The sequence below is a fragment of the Pseudoalteromonas galatheae genome (assembly GCF_005886105.2).
Classification (GTDB): Bacteria; Pseudomonadota; Gammaproteobacteria; order Enterobacterales; family Alteromonadaceae; genus Pseudoalteromonas; species Pseudoalteromonas galatheae.
The window spans coordinates 2,123,299-2,142,440 of the sequence record NZ_PNCO02000001.1; the positions used below are offsets into that span (position 1 = coordinate 2,123,299).

18 protein-coding genes are annotated in these 19,142 nt (G+C 42.8%); 5 read left to right on the forward strand and 13 right to left on the reverse strand.

The window, feature by feature from the left end; all coding sequences use genetic code 11:
• Positions 1-59: 59 nt before the first annotated feature.
• The 6 genes from CWC29_RS09310 to nhaR all read right to left on the reverse strand — a co-directional run bounded on the left by CWC29_RS09310 (position 60) and on the right by nhaR (position 5,232).
• On the reverse strand, positions 60-314 hold the full coding sequence (locus CWC29_RS09310; protein ID WP_128725363.1) for a DUF4040 domain-containing protein: 255 nt from the start codon (positions 312-314) through the stop codon (positions 60-62).
• On the reverse strand, positions 307-645 hold the full coding sequence (locus CWC29_RS09315; protein WP_138523727.1) for a cation:proton antiporter: 339 nt from the start codon (positions 643-645) through the stop codon (positions 307-309). Before CWC29_RS09315 ends, CWC29_RS09310 begins: the two co-directional genes overlap by 8 nt.
• Entirely contained in the window at positions 632-898 is a 267-nt protein-coding gene (locus tag CWC29_RS09320) for a monovalent cation/H+ antiporter complex subunit F (RefSeq protein WP_128725365.1), read from the reverse strand. The genes CWC29_RS09315 and CWC29_RS09320 overlap by 14 nt, the downstream gene beginning before the upstream one ends.
• Positions 895-1,458 (reverse strand): Na+/H+ antiporter subunit E, encoded by a 564-nt coding sequence (locus CWC29_RS09325; RefSeq protein WP_128725366.1) that lies wholly within the window; start codon positions 1,456-1,458, stop codon positions 895-897. The genes CWC29_RS09320 and CWC29_RS09325 overlap by 4 nt, the downstream gene beginning before the upstream one ends.
• A complete protein-coding gene (locus tag CWC29_RS09330) occupies positions 1,455-4,205 on the reverse strand; it encodes a cation-transporting P-type ATPase (protein WP_138523725.1) in 2,751 nt (916 codons plus the stop codon). Before CWC29_RS09330 ends, CWC29_RS09325 begins: the two co-directional genes overlap by 4 nt.
• A gap of 121 nt (positions 4,206-4,326) precedes the next feature.
• On the reverse strand, positions 4,327-5,232 hold the full coding sequence (gene nhaR / locus CWC29_RS09335; RefSeq protein ID WP_138523723.1) for a transcriptional activator NhaR: 906 nt from the start codon (positions 5,230-5,232) through the stop codon (positions 4,327-4,329).
• A gap of 140 nt (positions 5,233-5,372) precedes the next feature.
• Here nhaR and CWC29_RS09340 point away from each other — a divergent pair, with 140 nt between their 5' ends.
• Positions 5,373-5,717, forward strand: coding sequence for a hypothetical protein (locus CWC29_RS09340; RefSeq protein WP_138523721.1), 345 nt, complete (start codon positions 5,373-5,375; stop codon positions 5,715-5,717).
• 158 nt (positions 5,718-5,875) lie between these two features.
• Here CWC29_RS09340 and CWC29_RS09345 read toward each other — a convergent pair whose 3' ends face one another.
• Entirely contained in the window at positions 5,876-6,160 is a 285-nt protein-coding gene (locus tag CWC29_RS09345) for a hypothetical protein (RefSeq protein ID WP_128725370.1), read from the reverse strand.
• A gap of 119 nt (positions 6,161-6,279) precedes the next feature.
• On the reverse strand, positions 6,280-7,167 hold the full coding sequence (locus CWC29_RS09350; RefSeq protein ID WP_138523719.1) for a LysR family transcriptional regulator: 888 nt from the start codon (positions 7,165-7,167) through the stop codon (positions 6,280-6,282).
• A 147-nt stretch (positions 7,168-7,314) separates the two neighbouring features.
• Here CWC29_RS09350 and CWC29_RS09355 point away from each other — a divergent pair, with 147 nt between their 5' ends.
• Entirely contained in the window at positions 7,315-8,031 is a 717-nt protein-coding gene (locus CWC29_RS09355; protein WP_138523738.1) for a haloacid dehalogenase type II, read from the forward strand.
• Positions 8,032-8,256: 225 nt separating this feature from the next.
• On the opposite strand, the gene exaC is transcribed toward CWC29_RS09355, so the two are convergent.
• Positions 8,257-9,777, reverse strand: coding sequence for an acetaldehyde dehydrogenase ExaC (exaC, locus tag CWC29_RS09360; RefSeq protein ID WP_138523717.1), 1,521 nt, complete (start codon positions 9,775-9,777; stop codon positions 8,257-8,259).
• A 158-nt stretch (positions 9,778-9,935) separates the two neighbouring features.
• Between exaC and CWC29_RS09365 the strand changes: the two genes are divergently transcribed.
• Positions 9,936-10,847, forward strand: a complete 912-nt coding sequence (locus CWC29_RS09365) for a helix-turn-helix domain-containing protein (RefSeq protein WP_138523715.1) — start codon at positions 9,936-9,938, stop codon at positions 10,845-10,847.
• Here CWC29_RS09365 and CWC29_RS09370 read toward each other — a convergent pair.
• From CWC29_RS09370 to CWC29_RS09380, 3 genes are all read right to left on the reverse strand, one after another.
• Positions 10,783-12,300: a trehalase family glycosidase gene (locus CWC29_RS09370; protein ID WP_128725374.1), complete on the reverse strand. Its 1,518-nt coding sequence runs from the start codon at positions 12,298-12,300 to the stop codon at positions 10,783-10,785. The genes CWC29_RS09365 and CWC29_RS09370 overlap by 65 nt on opposite strands.
• 8 nt (positions 12,301-12,308) lie before the next feature.
• Entirely contained in the window at positions 12,309-13,571 is a 1,263-nt protein-coding gene (locus CWC29_RS09375) for an MFS transporter (RefSeq protein WP_128725375.1), read from the reverse strand.
• A 128-nt stretch (positions 13,572-13,699) separates the two neighbouring features.
• A complete protein-coding gene (locus CWC29_RS09380; protein ID WP_128725376.1) occupies positions 13,700-14,701 on the reverse strand; it encodes a LacI family DNA-binding transcriptional regulator in 1,002 nt (333 codons plus the stop codon).
• 254 nt (positions 14,702-14,955) lie between these two features.
• On the opposite strand from CWC29_RS09380, the gene CWC29_RS09385 reads away from it, so the two are divergent.
• Both CWC29_RS09385 and CWC29_RS09390 read left to right on the forward strand, forming a co-directional pair.
• Positions 14,956-17,208 (forward strand): TonB-dependent receptor, encoded by a 2,253-nt coding sequence (locus CWC29_RS09385; protein WP_138523713.1) that lies wholly within the window; start codon positions 14,956-14,958, stop codon positions 17,206-17,208.
• 441 nt (positions 17,209-17,649) lie between these two features.
• Positions 17,650-18,309 (forward strand): hypothetical protein, encoded by a 660-nt coding sequence (locus CWC29_RS09390; protein WP_128725378.1) that lies wholly within the window; start codon positions 17,650-17,652, stop codon positions 18,307-18,309.
• Positions 18,310-18,507: 198 nt separating this feature from the next.
• Here the strand turns inward: CWC29_RS09390 and CWC29_RS09395 are convergent, their stop codons facing one another.
• Complete coding sequence (locus tag CWC29_RS09395; RefSeq protein ID WP_235956557.1) at positions 18,508-18,912, reverse strand: PaaI family thioesterase; 405 nt, start codon at positions 18,910-18,912, stop codon at positions 18,508-18,510.
• Positions 18,913-19,142 lie beyond the last annotated feature (230 nt).

Genomic DNA, 19,142 nt, shown 5'->3' on the forward strand with positions numbered 1-19,142 from the left:
ATTCCCCCCAATTCACCAACGTAAGACTGTTGAAGACAACGCGATGACGAGTCTGTAATCTAGCTCTTATCTTGTTGCATTAGCCGACGGCGAGTCGCGAGTAATAGTGCCCCCGTCAGACCAGCTCCAATAGCCGCTTCGGCAATTGCGACGTCCCATGCCCCAAGCCGAGCCCAAATTAAAGTAACTAGCAACCCCATACACATAAAAACCAATATTGACTGAAATAAGTCTCTGATAGCCAAGCAGAGTATCGCTGTGATAACCGCACCGACACCGAGCATTAGATCAATGAAGAGCGCATATTCAATCATCAGATTTACTCCTAGGCTCAATTTCACGTGAATTTTTGAGTTTTTCTTGACCTTGAACCTCTTCAGATGAGCTCGCTAGCAAATAGCAAGAAATTGCTCCCGAGAGCATCACTGCAAACCAAATAACCAAGAGTTGAACAGCATCTACTGCATCGGTCACTAACGGAATGACACCCACAATAATGAAGCCTAAACCCAAGTTATCCGCCTTAGTTAACGCATGAAGGCGACTTAGCACGTCAGGAAAACGCCATAATCCCACAGTTCCTGCAAGAAAAAAAAATGTGCCAAGTGCAATCATTAGTACACAAAGCCACTCAATGTTCGTCATCTGTAACTCCTCCCAACCTGACCAAAATAACAGTCGTCGTTGGTGCTAACAGCGCCAACACCAACGCCACATTAAAAAGTGCACTTTGATCCATATAAACAGCGAGTAAGATCATCACAGCAACACCCAACGTACCAAAGAGTTGTAATGACGAAATGAGATCTAACCGAGTTGATCCAACACACAACCTTAGTAGTCCGAGTAACAACACTATCGTCAGAATACTAATTACAACGCCGAGATATACTGTCATTTTGATTTTCCCCATGTTGCCTTATCTTTATCAAGACCAAAAAGAAAAGCGATTTTTTCTTCACACTGCGTAATATCTCTGACGTTATTGCTACTTACTTCAAGCATATGAACAGCAAGCTCATCTCCCTCAATTCGAGCGCTGAGGGTTCCCGGCAATAAGCTAATTAGGTGAATAAACCAAAGCCTTACCTCCCCTTGAGGGAGGTTAACTGAGTAGCGTACCAAACCTGATGTAGTTAATGATTTGCGACGAAAAGCTAAACGGGATGTTTGAATACCACCTTTTAGTGAGTTCATCAGAAAGTAAGGGAGCAGGCGTAGTAGTCTAAAGAGACTAAAATAATAACTTTTAGTCTCTCCTTTTTTATCACTAACAACATGATGTCGAGGAATAAAAAGTCTCAGGTTTAACCAGGCTGCAAACGGGACCACAACGATGCCTATAACCCAGGAGCTCAGCTCCCCATTGGTCAGTAGCACCCAAAGAAGAGAGAAGAAAACTAGTCGAACAATGGCTTTTGTGTAATTCGCCGTAATAGACTTCTCTCTTCGGTTCATACTTCTCTCCTCACATGTGTCTGAGTCTCTGGTTTAGCTTTGATTTTGGTTTCTGTATTATTTCTATACCACTTTTCAGCACCAACAATAAGCGATATCAACCACCCACAAATAAAGACTCTAAGCCAAGAGCCCAGGTCAATAGGCTCACTTTGAAACCACTCGTTCATTAACGATGAGTAGGTAAATAGCAATTGCAGTAACATCATGGAGCCAATACCTACCCAAACCCAGATGTTAGAAAACAATCCAATTGAGAACACCGAGCGATGTAATGAGCGGCAATTAAATAAATAAAAAGCTTCACCGACCACGAACATAGCAACAGCGACTGTTCTAGCTTGCGCCTCAGACGCCCCCCAATATAGCTCCAGTTCATATAAACCAAATGCCATGACACAGAGTAACGAGGAGACAAGCAAGATACGCCACGCTAATATCCTATCTATTATCGGAGCAGCTGGATCGTAAGGTGGTCTTTCCATGATTCCCTGCTCTTTTGGCTCAAAGGCGAGCATCAAGCCAAGAAAAATAGCTGTCGTCATATTGACCCACAAAATATGAACGGGTAGTAGTGGCAACGACACTCCCAACAACACTGCAAGCAAGATGACCAAACCTTCTCCACCATTAGTAGGCAAGGTCCAGACAATAAACTTTTTAAGGTTATCAAATACACCTCTGCCTTCTTCAACCGCTGCTCTCACTGTCGCAAAGTTGTCGTCAGTTAACATCATGTCTGATGCATCTCGCGCCACCTCTGTACCATTTAGGGCCATCGCCACCCCAATGTCGGCTCGCCTTAACGCTGGCGCATCATTCACCCCATCTCCGGTCATAGCCACCACTTGACCGCCAGATTGCAATGACTGTACTAACTGTAGTTTATTTTCGGGCGTCACTCTTGCAAATACGTCATAATTTTCAGAAACATGGGTAAAATCTTGTTCTGACATTCCCGACAACTCGTAACCAGTGATGGTTTTGTTATCACTGTCAGATGTCAAAATTCCAAGCTGACGCGCTATGCTAGTCGCCGTTAACGCATGGTCACCGGTGATCATTTTGACTCGAATACCTGCTTTATGACACGCGGCTACGGCTTCTATTGCCTCAGGTCTAGGGGGATCAATCATCGCCTGTAAGCCTAAAAACTCTAGTCCCTCAGCAACATCTTCATGAGATAACGTTTGCTTCTCCGTAGTACAATTCTTAGAAGCAAACGCAAGCACTCTCAACCCTCTACTCGCTAGCTTCTCCGCCTGCAACTTAATATCATCAATATCTATCGGCACGGACTCACCGACACGATTAAGCATACTGTTACACTTCGGCAAGATGCTCTCAATTGAACCCTTAATGTGAATCAAAGTATCACTAGCAACTCTATCCAAAGTTGCCATATATTGATATTCAGATTGGAATGGAATACTGTCGCTACGTAACGCTCCCAATGACTCACCTGTCAAACCTGCCTTAAGACCAGACACCAGTAATGCAGCCTCGGTGGGATCTCCATTAATTTTCCATTGCTCTCGCTCTGACACCGGCGCAATTAACTGCGCATCGTTACACAAAACCCCGGCTCTTAACATTTTGTATAACGCAGCCTCTCCCATCTCGCCAGACTCAATTGCTTCTTGATTATCTCTAGAAATAACACCAGCAGGATTATAGCCATTACCGCTAACGGAAAAATGCTCAGAACCTGCGTAAATTTGCTCAACTGTCATTTCGTTTTTAGTCAGAGTGCCTGTTTTATCCGAACAAATAATAGTTGTGCTTCCTAACGTTTCCACTGCTGGTAAATTACGGATGACAGCTCGACGCTTGGCCATTCTCGATACCCCAATCGCCAGCATGATAGTGACAGCCGCAGGCAATCCTTCAGGAATAGCACCTACTGCAAGGGCAACAGCGGCCATAAAAGAGGTTAACAATGGCTGACCGTGAAGGTAACCTATGACCAATGTTAAAGCCGCCAAAATGACAATTGCATAGAGTAAAACATGGCTAAACTGCTTGATACGTTTGGTCAATGGGGTATCTAGGGTCGGTGTTGTCGCAATTAACTCCGATATTTTACCGATTTCTGTATCATCACCTGTACTAGTGACAACCCCTATTCCGCTGCCATAGACCACCAATGTCGAGGAAAATGCCATATTCTGACGATCCCCGAGTAGTGTTTCTTTATCTAGTTTTTCGGTAATTTTTTGCACAGGCACAGACTCTCCTGTGAGTGCAGATTCATCTACTTGCAAGTCCTTTACCTTAACTAACCGTATATCCGCACAAACCTTGTCACCGGCATGCAACAACACAATATCACCAGGTACTAGCTCCTCAGCAGGGATGGAGTGCTTTTTACCATCACGTAATACTGTTGCAAACGACTTAATACTGCCAGACAGTGCGTTTATTGCATTAATCGCTTTTGACTCCTGAATAAACCCAATAATTGCATTTAACAAGACCACGGCAAATATTACTGCGGCATCAACCCATTCTTGCAACACCAAAGTCACCGCAACTGCAGCGAGCAGGATATAAACTAGAGGTTGATGAAACTGCAGTACAAATCGTTTGAATGGGCCATCTCCAGTATGTTTGGTCAGTGAGTTAGCACCATGCTTTTGCCTACGTTCTACTACTTCACCATCACTCAAACCCACAGTTTGATTAGCTGTGAGCTGCTTTAATACTTCTTCGGTGTGGTAACTATGCCATTCTATCGGGTTTTTCATGTTACACCTCTGGAGCTAGTTAAGTTAAAGATATACTAGGATGTAGAAATATGATGTAAAACTCGAATTATTTAATTTAAAAGCTCGAAAAAAACGATGTTTTGAATTTAGAAACCTTTATTCAGCTTGCAAATAATGACGCTTTAGCAGCTTCGAAAATAGCGGCAATAGCAGGGTGTCGGATTTTTCTTTCCGCCGAAATTGCATAAAATTTTTGCTTTACTTCAGGCAGAGTACCGAAGGCCTCAACATGAAAAGTTTCAACAATACTCTGTGCTATTGCAGATGGCATAAAAAAGGCGCCTAACCCTGATTGTCCAAATGACTTAAGTAGTGCGCTGTCATCAAATTGTGCCACGATATTTGGACGAATATTCTTATCACTCAGCCAAAAGTCGAACTCTTTTCGGATTTCATGCTGATTAGTAGGTAGTAGTAAGGGCGCTTCACTTAGCGAATTAGGAAAATCTTTGCGGTACTGCTCAGCCAAAGACGGGGCAGCAAAAAAAGTAATGCCACTCTCCCCAAGAAAATGATTGTAAGCTTTAACGCTCAAAGCACCTGTAACCGGCACATCACTTAACACTAGATCAACTTTGTGTACTGCCAGATCAGCCAGTAAACTTTCGACCGGCCCCTCCAAACTAGTTAACCTAATTTCATGATCTATGGTCAATGCAGGCGCTATAATCTTATGCACTATTGTTTTGGGTAACCCGCTAGATGCAGCCACAATAAAGTCAGCGGGCCCAACCGTACCGCTTCCTCGGATCACATCACCCAGCTCATTCCCAAGCTCAAAAATCTCATCAGCATAACGCAGGACGAGATGCCCTGTATCGGTCAAGCGTAACCCTCGGCCTTCTTTTTGAAAAAGCGCGCAGCCAATACGCTCCTCAAGAAGGGATAATTGTCCACTGATTGTCTGCGGAGTAATATTGAGTTTTGTACTTGCTCTGGCGATACTTCCCTCGTGAGAGACAACCCAAAAATACTTCAAGTGCTTGTAATTGATCATATCTTGCATTGACACATTCCTTACAATAAAGCTCGTTTTATTCGAACTATATACATATAACAAACGATTTAAATTTAATCATTACAAGTTATACGATTTGATTTAAAGAAATGATTTTCAGCGAAACGATAGCCAAAGAAAGAATATGAGTGTCAAAAATGATAGTGATCTTTAATGGAGCCCAAACGCCAAATCTTGCCAGTAATGAGATCCAGAGCAGAATTGAAGCGAAGGTGCGGCTGGCGTTGGGAAGATATGAAAGTGACATAGAAAAAGTCAACATTCAGCTTGAAAAAATTGACTCAGAGGAAAACGAAAAAAAAATACGATATGTCTGTATGATTAGAGCAAAATTAACCTCAAAAAAGCAGATAGAAATCTCTGAAACAGCAAGGCAAATTGAGGTCGCAATTAGCGCTTGCATTCGTAGAATTGGTCGGTACGTAAAACGCGCCTTCTATCTACCAGACAACGCCAAAAGACATATTCGCTGAGCATCAGATTCTGTGCATTAGGAGACAGATATTGAGGTGAGCATTGTTAGGGATTAACCCTATCGTGAGACAACCTTGAAAAATATCCGAATTTCCCACCAATAGAAACTCGGATTATGGCTGTATATAAACACTCAAGATATTAAGTTCAGTAAAGTCTATATTGTTACCACATGCCATTGGTATGCGAGGCTAGCGCCAGCCAATGAGCATGCTAATAAAAAGTTCATTACCTCTTTTGAGCTAAGTGAGCGAGACTCCCGAGAAAAATGCTTAGCATGTAATCTCATACCTAGTGGTTGCAATTCTTTTTCATGCTTTGGCAATGCAATTAATCCAGCAAATAGCATAACTAAACAAAGCATATAACTACCTTGCACGATAAAGAATAGAGTAAGTGAAAATGCGGTGATAGAAAAAATCCAAGAAATGAATTTAAACATAGCAGCTCCGTTTGCTATCAGTGTTACCAGTTCGATTTTACAATCATCAAGCTGGCTAGTTTCTAATTTTAATACAGAGTTTAGAGCTATTAGTTTAAAAGCACAAGCAGACTAAAGTATTAGCCCTTATTTTCGAACAATTCCTTCATAAATTCATAGAATGCCTCTGCCTTGCGTGTCTTCAGCGAGTGCTGTGGCCTGACAAACCAAATAGGTGCGTCGCCACTTTCGAGACAACCTGGAATAATAGGCACTAACTCACCCCGTTTTAGGTTATCTCTGATGGCGATGTGAGATTTAACTGCAATACCGTGGCCAGCCAAGGCGGCAGAAGTCATGTTGTCTGAGTTTGAAATCGTAAAACGAGTTTTTGCGTTAAAGTGTACAATTCTACCATTTGGTTCTTTTAACTTAAATTCTCGTTGCCAAGGTAAGCATACAAAAAAGTGATTTTGTAATTCGCTGATATTTTCAGGCATGCCATAGCGGTCAATATAGCTCGGCGCTGCACATAATATCCGGTGGTTATCGCATAGCTTTCTCGCCAATAACCCCGAATCAGCCAGCTGCCCAACACGTATCGCAACATCTTGAGCACCTTCAACTATGTTTACAAACTGGTCATTGATCAGGAAATCGAGTGCTAACTGTGGGTGCGCTTGCTCAAATTGACTAAGATTTGGCATCACAAATTGTGAAAACACCCAAGGCGGCATAGTGACACGAAGTAACCCACTCACTGCTGAGCCCCTTGCACCTATTTCATGCTCAGCATCATAAAGCGCCTCTAATATATGCTCCACCCTCTCTCTAAAAGCACTTCCGGCAGGGGACAATGTTAGCGTACGACTATCTCTAAACAGCAAAGTCGTGCCTAAATGTTGTTCTAACTTATTAAGACGATGACTAACTGTCGCAGGCGAGAGCCTCAATTGCTTCGCAGCATTAACCACTCCTTGATGCTTAATAATAGCTAAGAATGTTTCGAGTTCAGCAATTGAATACATGTCGATTTAGTTTTTTCGAATCTTACTTTCGAATATGCGCGCTTTGTTTAAATTTATCAAATAAATATACTGCTTCTCATCGCAACTAAATTGGAATTATCAATGAAACGCACCTTAATTAGTCTATTCGTTATGTTAGGAAGCCTAATGCCGAATATTAGCCAAGCCAACTCAAAGGTTGAACGCCCGGAAGTTATTTTCTTCGATGTCAATGAAACCTTACTTGATTTAGAGTCAATGAATAAACCAGTTAGCCAAGTTTTGGCGGGTGATGAGTCCCTATTACCCCTTTGGTTTTCCACTATGCTACATCACTCGTTAGTGACTACAGTAAGTGGTGATTATCAAGATTTTGGCAAGATAGGCGTTGCCGCGCTACAGATGGTTGCAAAAAACAAAGGCCTAACGATAACTGACGCACAAGCTAAGCAAGCAATTGTGCCCGCCCTGCTCTCTTTGCCCCCGCATCAAGATGTCATTCCAGCGCTAAAACGGCTCAAACAAGCAGGCTTTAAACTCGTGAGTTTAACCAATTCATCGAATGCAGGAGTTAAAGCGCAGTTTGAAAATGCCGGTCTAATTACCTATTTTGATCAACGCTTGAGTATTGAAGATATTAAAGTGTATAAGCCCGACCTTAGAGCCTATGAGTGGGCGTTACAGCAACTAAATATTCGCCCAGATCAAGCGCTAATGGTGGCAGCTCACGGCTGGGATGTTGCCGGCGCTAAAGCCGCGGGCATGCAAACTGCGTTTATTGCAAGACCACAAAAGCAACTTTATCCACTGGCAAAGGCACCAGATTACGTGCTGACTGATTTAACAAGTTTGGCTGATGAACTCACCACTTCTGAAAACGAGTAGTATTAAAAAATATCCGTAGGCAACCTGACACTAGCAGATAAAAATGGTAAAGGCATATCGGGACTTGAACTAAATCGGCTATGTGAGCCTTCTTGCACCACCAGCGTGTCTGGTAAAGGGCTCAAACGTAGGATAGTGTTTGCGAATAGACAACTTAGCCTTATGACTGATTAATTGAGTACTGCCAACTTTGTCAGTACTCAATTAATAGAATAACTTAGGTTATTAGAAAAACCCTAAAGGACTGGTGCTATAGCTCACCAAGAGGTTCTTGGTTTGTTGGTAATGATCCAGCGCCTTTTTATGAGTTTCTCTGCCAATGCCTGATTTTTTATAACCACCAAATGCCGCGTGCGCAGGATACATATGATAACAGTTAGTCCAGACGCGACCCGCTTCGATTTGGCGACCAAATTGATATGCGCGATTCATATCTCTAGTCCACACCCCAGCACCTAAACCAAACTCAGAGCTATTCGCCAATTCCAACGCCTCCGCTTCATCTTTAAAAGTACATAAAGAGATCACCGGACCAAATATTTCCTCTTGGAATACCCGCATTTGGTTATGCCCTTTTAACAGCGTAGGCTGAATATAAAAGCCTTTATGATAACCCTCGCCAAGCTCTGCGACTTCGCCACCAATTAACACTTCAGCCCCCTCCTTCTTGCCAATATCAATATAGCTAAGAATTTTATCAAATTGAGCTTGTGAGGCTTGTGCACCAACCATGGTTTCTGTATCAAGCGGATTACCGCGTTTAATCGCCTTGGTGCGTTCGATGACTTTGGCTATAAAGTCATCATATATATCTTCTTGCACGAGCAATCGCGATGGACAAGTACATACTTCGCCTTGGTTAAAGTAGGCCAGCACCGCGCCTTCAATACACTTACTTAGGTAATCATCGTCAGCTTGCATCACATCACTAAAGTAGATATTGGGCGACTTCCCCCCTAGCTCCACCGTTGAGGGAATGATATTTTCAGCGGCACATTTTAGGATGTGAGAACCCACAGGAGTCGAGCCTGTAAACGCAATTTTTGCGATACGTGTACTCGTAGCAAGCGCTTCACCTGCCTCTTTCCCAAAACCATTCACAACATTAACCACGCCATTTGGTAATAAATCAGCGATAAGTTCCATCAACAACAAAATAGACGCAGGCGTTTGCTCCGCAGGCTTTAGCACTACGCAATTCCCAGCTGCGAGAGCGGGTGCCAGTTTCCAAGCGGCCATAAGTAATGGGAAGTTCCATGGGATGATCTGTCCCACAACGCCCAGAGGTTCATGAAAATGATAGGCCACGGTTGACTCATCAATTTCACCAATGGCTCCTTCTTGAGCACGAACGCAACCTGCAAAATAGCGGAAATGATCAGCGGCAAGCGGTACATCCGCGGCTAGCGTTTCACGTACAGCTTTACCATTATCCCATGTCTCGGCCACCGCTAGGTATTCAAGGTTTGTCTCTATTCTGTCTGCGATTTTGAGTAATATATTGCTTCGCTCAGTGACCGAAGTTTTACCCCACTCAGCCTTTGCGGCATGGGCGGCGTCAAGTGCCAGTTCAATGTCTGCATTATTTGAGCGCGGGATCTGACAAAACACTTCGCCATTAACAGGACTAATATTGTCGAAGTACTTGCCGTTAACGGGTGGCGTCCACTCACCGCCAATAAAGTTTTGATATTGCGACTTAAAGCTGACGACTGCACCTTCAGTATTTGGGTTTGCGTATATCATTTTTACCTCTGCAACTTGTGTTATTTATTTGGGCTTCATTCATCCCAGTTTTGTTTTTACTAATATTTGACATTAGCCAAATTCACCTTTAAAAACTTAACTTAGGGTCTCGGAATGTATACGCACAGTCCAAAAGTAACCGAGAAGGAGTGCATTGTTTGCAGATCTCTAAACATCGCAGTCGTGTCGAACGCTTAGTTGAAAACAAGATAAGTTTTGCCGCCAATCACGTAGAGCTGAGCGTCTATGACACTTACGAAAGTACCAATGGAGTCAAACTCGCCTCTAATGAAGTGTTGTTTTGTGCAATGATCACGGGCAAAAAAGTGATGCACGTAGACAGTTGTGACTATCACCAGCCCTTTTTACCTCATCAAAGCTTCGTATTGGCACCAGAACAAACCGTATTTATAGACTTTCCCGACGCCAGCTTATCCGCTCCCACCACCTGTTTAGCAATTGAGATCAGCCGAGAGAAAATTAATACCGTGAGTGAGAAGTTAGCGCTTTCGCTTCCTAGTGATTTTAATTATCAAAAGCAGCTGGTTCACACCGAGCATAACTGGCAAACCCAGCACTGCTTGGGGCGATTGCTCCATCTGTTCAGTGAGAATGAGGCTGAGCGGGGGTACTTTATCGATTTGGCAATGGACGAACTAATTGCAAGACTACTACAGCAACAAAGCCGAGATCTGCTGTTAGGCGCAGTAAAACAAACACCAGATCAAAACGGTTTGTATCAAGCGATGCATTATTTGAAGACTCATTTAGACGAGCCATTAGATGTAGAAAAGCTCTGTAAAATTAGCTGCATGAGTAGAAGTCGCTTTTTCAATCAATTTAAAAAGTCATTTGCGACGACGCCACAGCAGTGGCTCCAAGCACGAAGACTAGCTGAAGCAAAGGCAAAACTAAAAGCAGGAATTCAGATCACCGCAATTAGTTTTGCACTCGGCTTTAAACATCCAAGTCAGTTCAGTCGAGCGTTTAAACAAGCCTTTAATATCACGCCAAAGGACTATCAACTTCAGGCACTAAAAGCCGATAAAAACGACTGGTTACTCCGTTAGTCCAGCCAAAACCCTGTTGCACCACGTATTCTCCGCCACTTGCCTGTTTATCCGGTTCAACCACATTATACTTCTCAAGCAAACAGCCGATTTGCTCAAAGCCGGTTTCAACAGCATAAAGCCATGCTTGCATAATCTTATTCGCGAGTTGATTTTGACCATATGCCCTTAAACCTGACACTGCAAACCACTGCAGTGGTGCCCAGCCATTAGGACTGTCCCACTGCTGTGAAGTAGTGACTAAGGTACTAACCAATCCACCTTGCTGCAAAAACTCTGCCTCGAGTTTTTTGCCAATATGCTCTGCCTGCTCGGGTGTAACCAGCTCAGCAAACATAGGCACAACGCCCGCTAGAGATTCAACTGTGGTACGCGCATAATCATTAAGATCCACATCGAAAAACCAGCCTTTTTTATCACACCAACAATATTTCTGTATCAGTGCACTGCGATTTGACGCTAAATTGGCATAGTACTGAGCTTGCGTTAGCTCGTTTAATTTCTCAAAACACCGCGCGATTTGCGACTCAAGCAATACCAGCAGTGCATTTAAATCCACAGGGATAATGTCCGTCGTACGAATGCTCGCTAAATCGTCAGCGTTTGCTAACCAGCGGCTACTAAAGTCCCACCCCGACTCACAAGCCGCACGAATGTGCTGATAAAACGTTTCGCTGTCCGTAACCGCTGCGGCTAATTCTATATCCTCAATAAAAGACTCTGGTCGCGGTGCTGCAAGCGGATCCCAGTAGCGATTCAGTTTGCCCCCACACGGCATGATTACGACTCGGTACTGCGCTTTTTTATCCGTGCAACTCAAACCCTCTCCGGTCTGCCAAAACTGATGTTCTTTCAGTAATGCCTGAGTAACTCGCGATAACCACTGCTCATCGTGGGATTTTTCCTGCCACAGCAAATCAACCATTAATGCGGTTACAGGCGGCTGGGAGCGGCTTTGGTAATAATCTCGATTACCGTTAGGTACATGTCCAATACGATCAATAAGACTCACAAAGTTATCTAACATTCCCTCAACGAGATCGCTTCTGTTCGCATCCAAAAGCCCAAGTGCCGTAAAGTAGCTATCCCAGTAATAAATCTCATTAAAACGTCCACCCGGTACTACATACGGATGAGGTAAAGGTAGCAAGGAGCCTTTAGCAACGGTACTCGGCTTTCTAGATAAACGCGACCACAGCGCACTGATATACTGCTGCGCACTAGTAAAGTCAGGTAAGGCATCTAGCTCTTTGTTGGCAACAAAGTCAAAATGCGCATGCACAAATCTAAGTAACGCCTCTCCCGTCGGCTTTTGCATCACATACTGGTTTTCTATCTCTGCGAGCGGAATTTTTGCGATGGCATCTGCAAAAACTTTACTGTCTGAAAACAAGCCAGCGCTTTGCACCGCCTTGAAAATCTCTGTGGAATAAAAGTTTGATTGGTACTGCATGTAAAACCTCAGCTCACCTTTTGTTGATTTGGCGTGTGAGCATGATTTGATTGGCTAGACTCACTCATCGATTTAAAAAAATATAAACATACAGCAATCACCAGCATGGGAATAAGTGCCCCATAAAACGCTTGTTGACCGCCAAAATGTTGAAATACTAAACCTGTGATCATTGAACCCGTGCTACCACCCAGCGCTGAAAATACAACGATTAGCCCTGTCATCGAAGCGTGCTGTGTAGTGGGTAAACTACTTAGCATTACCGAATTAATCACTGGATAAATAGGCGCCATAAAAAGACCGATCAGCGGCATGAGAAAAGCCACGAGGGGTGCGTCAAATAACGAAGAAATAAGCGTTTTCTCAATACCCTCAGTCATAGGTAAGGTTAAAATCACTAACCCTGCCATAGCGGCAAGACAAACATTTAACACCACATACCAATGTACTTTGGTTAACACAATGCCAGCACCTAGCCGACCGAGTGCTAAGCAGGCAGCAAAAACACTGGTAATTTGCACGCTAATGTTCACCGGTAATGACAGGATCTCATTATTAAAAGTAGGCAGCCAAGTGCCTATACTCTGCTCTATCAATACATATAAAAATGCGGAAATCACAAATACCAGCACAAGCGGCTTAGCAACAAGCTTTAGCATCGCCATAAATGCAGAGACACTAGACTCGGTGGCTTGCGTTGGCTCTGGCTTTGCAATTGGGGAAATCCAAACGATAAATGCAGTAAAAGCACTCAGAACAGCTAACACGAAATAGACGTTTAACCATCCAAGAGAGTTATCGCCGTTGTCAATAAACGCCGCGAAAATCCAATAACCGCCGAGGACCCCCAACATAAACACGCCTTCAATGAAATTAAGCAGGCTTGAATGCTGGTTGCTCCCTTCAGTAACTTGACCAACCAGCGCATAAACCGACACTTTAACCACCGCAAATGCCGCCCCTACAGAAGCAAATACTAATTTAAGAATCCAAAACTCAGCGACCATGGGAGTGATACTACAAATTAATGCTACGCCCGCGAGCACTGCAGTCAGAGCGATCTTAAACCCAACCCTGGGGATAACCGACGCAACCAGAAATGAAACGATGGCGATAGGAAGATCTTTAAATGCCTCTAGCGTGGCGGCCTGGGCTTTTGTAATACCAAAACTATGAATGGACTGCAAAATGACCGTCCCTACACTATTAAGCAAAATAGCGAATAGGAAGTAACTAACGGCCATGGCAAGTATGATACGTGCTCGGTTCATTGTTATTCTCGTTAAAACACTGTGATTTCTTTTTAGTCTAGACAGACTTTTTCTTTTTTGCAATCGTTTGCATTTTAAATCATAACGAGGCTTTATAAGCTAATGATTATTATAACAATTGCAAAGGTTTAACTGGATTGTCTGATAACCAATGAGGATGGAACCTCTTGAGAAGTGGTTTTTTCACCACTTAGCTGAGAGAGTAGCTTCTCCACCAATAACTGCGCCGCCGCACTAGTGTCTTGTTTAATCGTCGTAAGTGCTGGAAAGCTAATTTGTGCCATCGCAATATCGTCAAAGCCAACAATTCGAACGTCATTGGGCACGCTGACATAACGCTCTTTTAGGGCTTTTAGTACCCCAAGTGCAACCATATCACTACAAGCAAATATCCCATCAAAGGTTAATCCTTGTGCACGCAACAAAGCGTTTATACTAGCGTAGGCTGCTTCTGAGGTAATATCGATTTTAACCATTTGCGCTTCTACTTGAGCTTCTTCTACCGCATGGCAAAACCCCCGATAGCGCTCACCAAGTTCAGCATGACCTGGGTCGCCCATAAACAGAAGTTTAGACGCACCCTTGGCTATTAAGTGCTTCGTTGCGCTAATACCACCAATAAAATTATCACTACCAACGATAGGATAATTAGCAGAAGTTTTAGGGTCGCCCCACACCACGATTGGCGTTCCTGCTTTTGCGGCCCGCTCGATTCGTGCTTGCTCTTTGCCTTGCCCTACGACGATAACTCCATCAGCTCGGCGCCCAGAAATAAAGTAGCCATGCCAGTCCTCCCCCGCCATATATGAATTGGAGAGCAGTAACTCGTAACCTTTTCGATTCACTGCACGATTTATATCGCTCACTACCTTAAGTAAAAATGGGTCGTCAACGGATTGTTTGGTTTCAGCTTCGAGATTAATAATAACAGCGATGACTTTGGTTTTTTGCATCCGTAAGCGACTAGCCGCTGCGTTGATACTAAAGTGATGCTCTTTTGCAAGCGCCTGAATACGCTCTCGAGTTTCCTTTTTTATCAGTGGGTTATCATTGAGTGCACGGGAAGCTGTGGAGGTAGAGACTCCAGCTAACCTTGCTAGATCAGATAGCTTTAATTGTGTAGTTCCCATCGCAAACCTCTTAATAAACGCACTTAATAGCACTGCTATTCTTACAATTTTTTGATAATTAGACCATAACTAATTGAATCCCTTAATCTAACTGAGCAGAAAAGAACACCAATCAAGCTATATTTGTAATGCCTTACATCATTTTATGACAAAATTTTAAACAACATTATTGCAAACGTTTGCATTAAGATCTATTTTAAAGAGTAGACAGTCGTTAAATACCAGTTTATGACAACAACAAGAGGGCTTTAGCCGTGATAAAAACGAACTCCTTAAGCTTGATCGCTGCTGCTATAACGCTTGCGTTAAGCACATCAGCTCAGGCTGAGCAAACACCGAAAGATAATAAAGAGAAAGTAGAAACCATCATTGTGTCAGGTACACCAGGTGGCGCAGGGATCAGAAAAATTGATGCAAGCTTTGCTGTAACTAATATCGATGCAGTGCAAATTGATAAGCTCGCTCCCAAAAGCACAGCTGACTTACTGAAAGCGGTACCAGGGATCTGGGTTGAAAGTTCAGGTGGAGAATCCGGCGCTAACGTTTTTGTTCGTGGTTTTCCAGGTGGTGGTGATGCGCCATTCTTAACTGTTAGTTTGCAAGGCAGTCCAATCTATCCTGCACCAACACTCTCATTTTTAGAAAACACGTCGATTTTCAGGCTCGATGAAACCATCAGCATGATGGAAGGCCTGCGTGGTGGACCAAATCCAGTGGTATCTAATGGTCAGCCGGGCTTAACGACGAACTTTCAACTTAAACGTGGCCAAGCCGATACCGAAGGCACATTTAAATATACCACCACAGACTATGGCCTAAATCGTATTGACGGCGTGTTAAGTGGTGAGATCTCCGATGACCTTTATTATATGGTTGGCGGCTATATCAAACGCTCTTCTGGGATCCGTGATGCGGGATTTACTTCAGAAAAGGGTCATCAATTTACCATTAACCTAACTAAAGAGTTTGCTAATGGTGAATTTAATCTTTATACCCGTCAAACTGATGACACTGGCGCATGGTACCTACCAACTCCCCTTAATGTTGAAGGTGTAGATGCCGGTTTTACTCAACTAGGCACAAACAATCGCAAAGCAACTATTTATTTTGGTGAACACAACACCACGATGAATGTAGATATAGGGGATGGTCGTGGCTGGAAGGGTCACGTGTCAGGCGGTAGTTTGAAAGTAAATTTCGACAATGGTTGGCAACTAAACGACCGCTTTAGTTTAACGCAAGGAGATGCTAATACAATAGGCCTAGTGCCTGCTGGCAGCGCAATGCTTTTAAGTGATGTAGCGGACAATGGCGAAACAGCTACTGGCAGTGTCACTGGTAATGAGTATGCTGGTGATACAATGGTGCAGCAGTATGGTCGCTGGATTGTATTAAAAGATATCGAAGCTTTCACCAATGACTTAGCTCTAAGCAAAACCTTTGGTGATTGGTCAAGTGCCTTTGGTATTTATACTGCAACTACCTCTGCAAAAGACTGGTGGAGCTTAGGTAATACCGCCTACCACGTTTTAGAACAAGGTGGCGAGGTGTTAGATGGTATCGCGTGTAATAGCGATGTTGCGGGCTGCGCCTTCAACTACGACATTAACAGTTCTGGTGATGCGACAACGTGGGCCATCTACACCACCCAAAGTTACCAAGCAACGGAAGCCCTTAAGTTAGATTTAGGCTTACGTAGCGAGCAGCACGAGGTTGAGTATTCAGTCGACGAAGGTTTAGATGGAGCTATCACCAAAGCGGTTGACTATGATGAGCGCAAGACTTCATGGACCTTAGGCGCTGACTATAGTTTGAGCTTAGATTCAGGTGTTTTTGTGCGTATGAACAAAGGCTACAAAATGCCTTATTTCGACGACTTCAGAGACAACTATAGCACCTATGAATCGGGCGAGTCGCTGATTAAAGAAGTCACACAAGCAGAGCTTGGCTATAAATATATGGGTGAAACTGGCGACCTGTTTGTTACTTTATTTACCAATGAAGTGAAAGGCGACACGTTTGTAAGGCGCCCAGGCGTACCTGCAGAAATTCTCACCAATGAAGCAACCGGTGTAGAACTTGATTACAGCTATAACCATGAATCGGGTTTATCGATAAACTTGAATGCTACTTGGCAAGACACTGAAATTACTGAAAGCCCAACAAATGAGGGAAATAAAGCACAGCGCCAACCTGATTGGATGCTGCGCGTTACACCAAGCTACGACTTTGAAGTATCGGGTATGTACGCCACCTTATATGGCACACTCTCAGCCGTAGACGACCGTTTTGGCGATAACGAAAATACCGTCGTGTTAGAGGGCTATGAAAAGCTCGATGTTGGTCTCATTGTAGAGCCTACTGAAGGCGTAAAGCTACAACTAGCGGTAGATAACCTTACTGACAAGCAAGGGATCACCGAAGGGGATCCACGTAACCCAGATTCACCTAACGGCCGATATATCATGCCAAGGAGTGTAAAGTTTAGCGTTGCGTATACGTTCTAGCTGCTGTAACTAAGTATTCGACATAGCGCTACCTATTTGTACTATTATTAACGTGGTAGCGCTTGCAGATAATTTCAAATTATCCGTTGGCTGTTTTCAAGTACCTTCGAAATGTACTCTCGCCCCGACATCACCAATACGTGAAACATCAGTCCATATTGAATTAGCTCCTCATACTATCCCTGTTATCTACTGTGGCAAATGCAAGAATAACACATTCAGGAATCCCTATTATCGAATTTAAAACTTCCTTCTTTACGAAAACTAAACGATGAGCGATATTATTGCACCAAATGTTAATGCAATGAAATTAAAAATAAAAAAATGTACGACTGTTTATTTTTTGTATCCAAACCATTGACTTTTTGAATTATCAGTTATACCTTGGAGCTGCCTCATAATTATTATGAAGCACTTAATTTTATTATAAGGAAATTTACTATGTTTAATAAAAATACATTATTCGCTGCGTTATCTTGCTTTTCAATTTTTTCACAAGCTAATGCGAGCGAGATTGATAATAGCTCGGTAAATATAGATAACACTCCAGTTAAGATATATCACTTCTTTAATAGTGGCGTACATCCATTTAATCATACAACTTACCAAACTTGGGGCTCCAATGGTTTATATTGCCGAATTCAGGGTGGCAGCTATAATAGAAGCGTACCAAAATCAGGTAAAGAAATCTTTAATGTCGCATACGGTAGACAAATGTGGGTGTTAACTTGCCATGGTTCTATGGGCGATCAAGCTAGAAGCGTTAACTGGACTAACCTTGCAGGCCGCTTTGTCAACGCAGAGGGTGATGTAAAGGCTCCAAGCATTTCAATTGATGAGATTGAGAATAGATATAATGTAGACTTATCTGAATTAAATTTAGACCACGGTCATTTTGATATTGAATTCGGTGATTTGGATGCTAACTCATTCGATGATATTGTCATCGTTGATAAGTATAGCAAAAAGCTCTACATCTATACATCTGATGATAATGGGTTATTAAAATTATCGTATCATCAAGATTCTATTTCCTCTATAGAGAACATCAACAGTATAGATCTTTATAACGGAAAAGTGATAAAAGCCAGCACCAAGTAAATTTAAGGAATATTATTTATTATTAAATAATAAATAATATTATATAAAATAATTTAAGACTCGAAGCCCAGTTGCTTTTTCGGGTCTTATTGCTATTTAAAAGTAAAAATAAAGATTAATTTGATTGGGGTTTAATAGGACCTGACTTCTAAGTAACAAAAAATAAGCGACCAACTTTCATCTTTGAGGTTAACTAATTTAAACTTTGATGATTGTGCCAAGAGAAACTGCCACTAACTTCTCTTCGTTTCCGCTTTTCGCATACACCTTACATTCGCATGTCGCCTGACGTTTACCCGAATACAAAACAGTTGACTTCGCAATTAGCTTATCGCCAATAGCAGGCCTAACATAGTTCACTTTATATTCTGAGGTAACACAGCTGCCCAGCACGGATGCGCCAGCAAACGTAATACAATTATCAGCTAGATAGCTAACCACGCCGCCATGTGCAAAACCATAGTTTTGTTTAAGATCATCTCGAATAGCGAGACTTAACTCAGCAGCGCCAACCTCAAACATCTCCAACTCAGCGCCCAACAACAAACTAAAAGACTGCTGTGCTAGGATCTCCTTTCCTTCCTCTAACATAGTATTGCTCAACTTCTTCTCCTTAGTAATATTTACGCTCAAATAGACTCTACATCGCGAATGGTGTTCACGTTTATGGGTAAACGAGTTACAGCGATATGATTAGCTCAACACGAATAAAAGCTGGACTAGAGATATTATCTACAATTAGATTCCCATAGATTAATCACAATGTAAACAAGCAGTTATATCCATTACTTTGTGTATGCTGAATGAGATTGAAATGTTTCAACATAATTTAG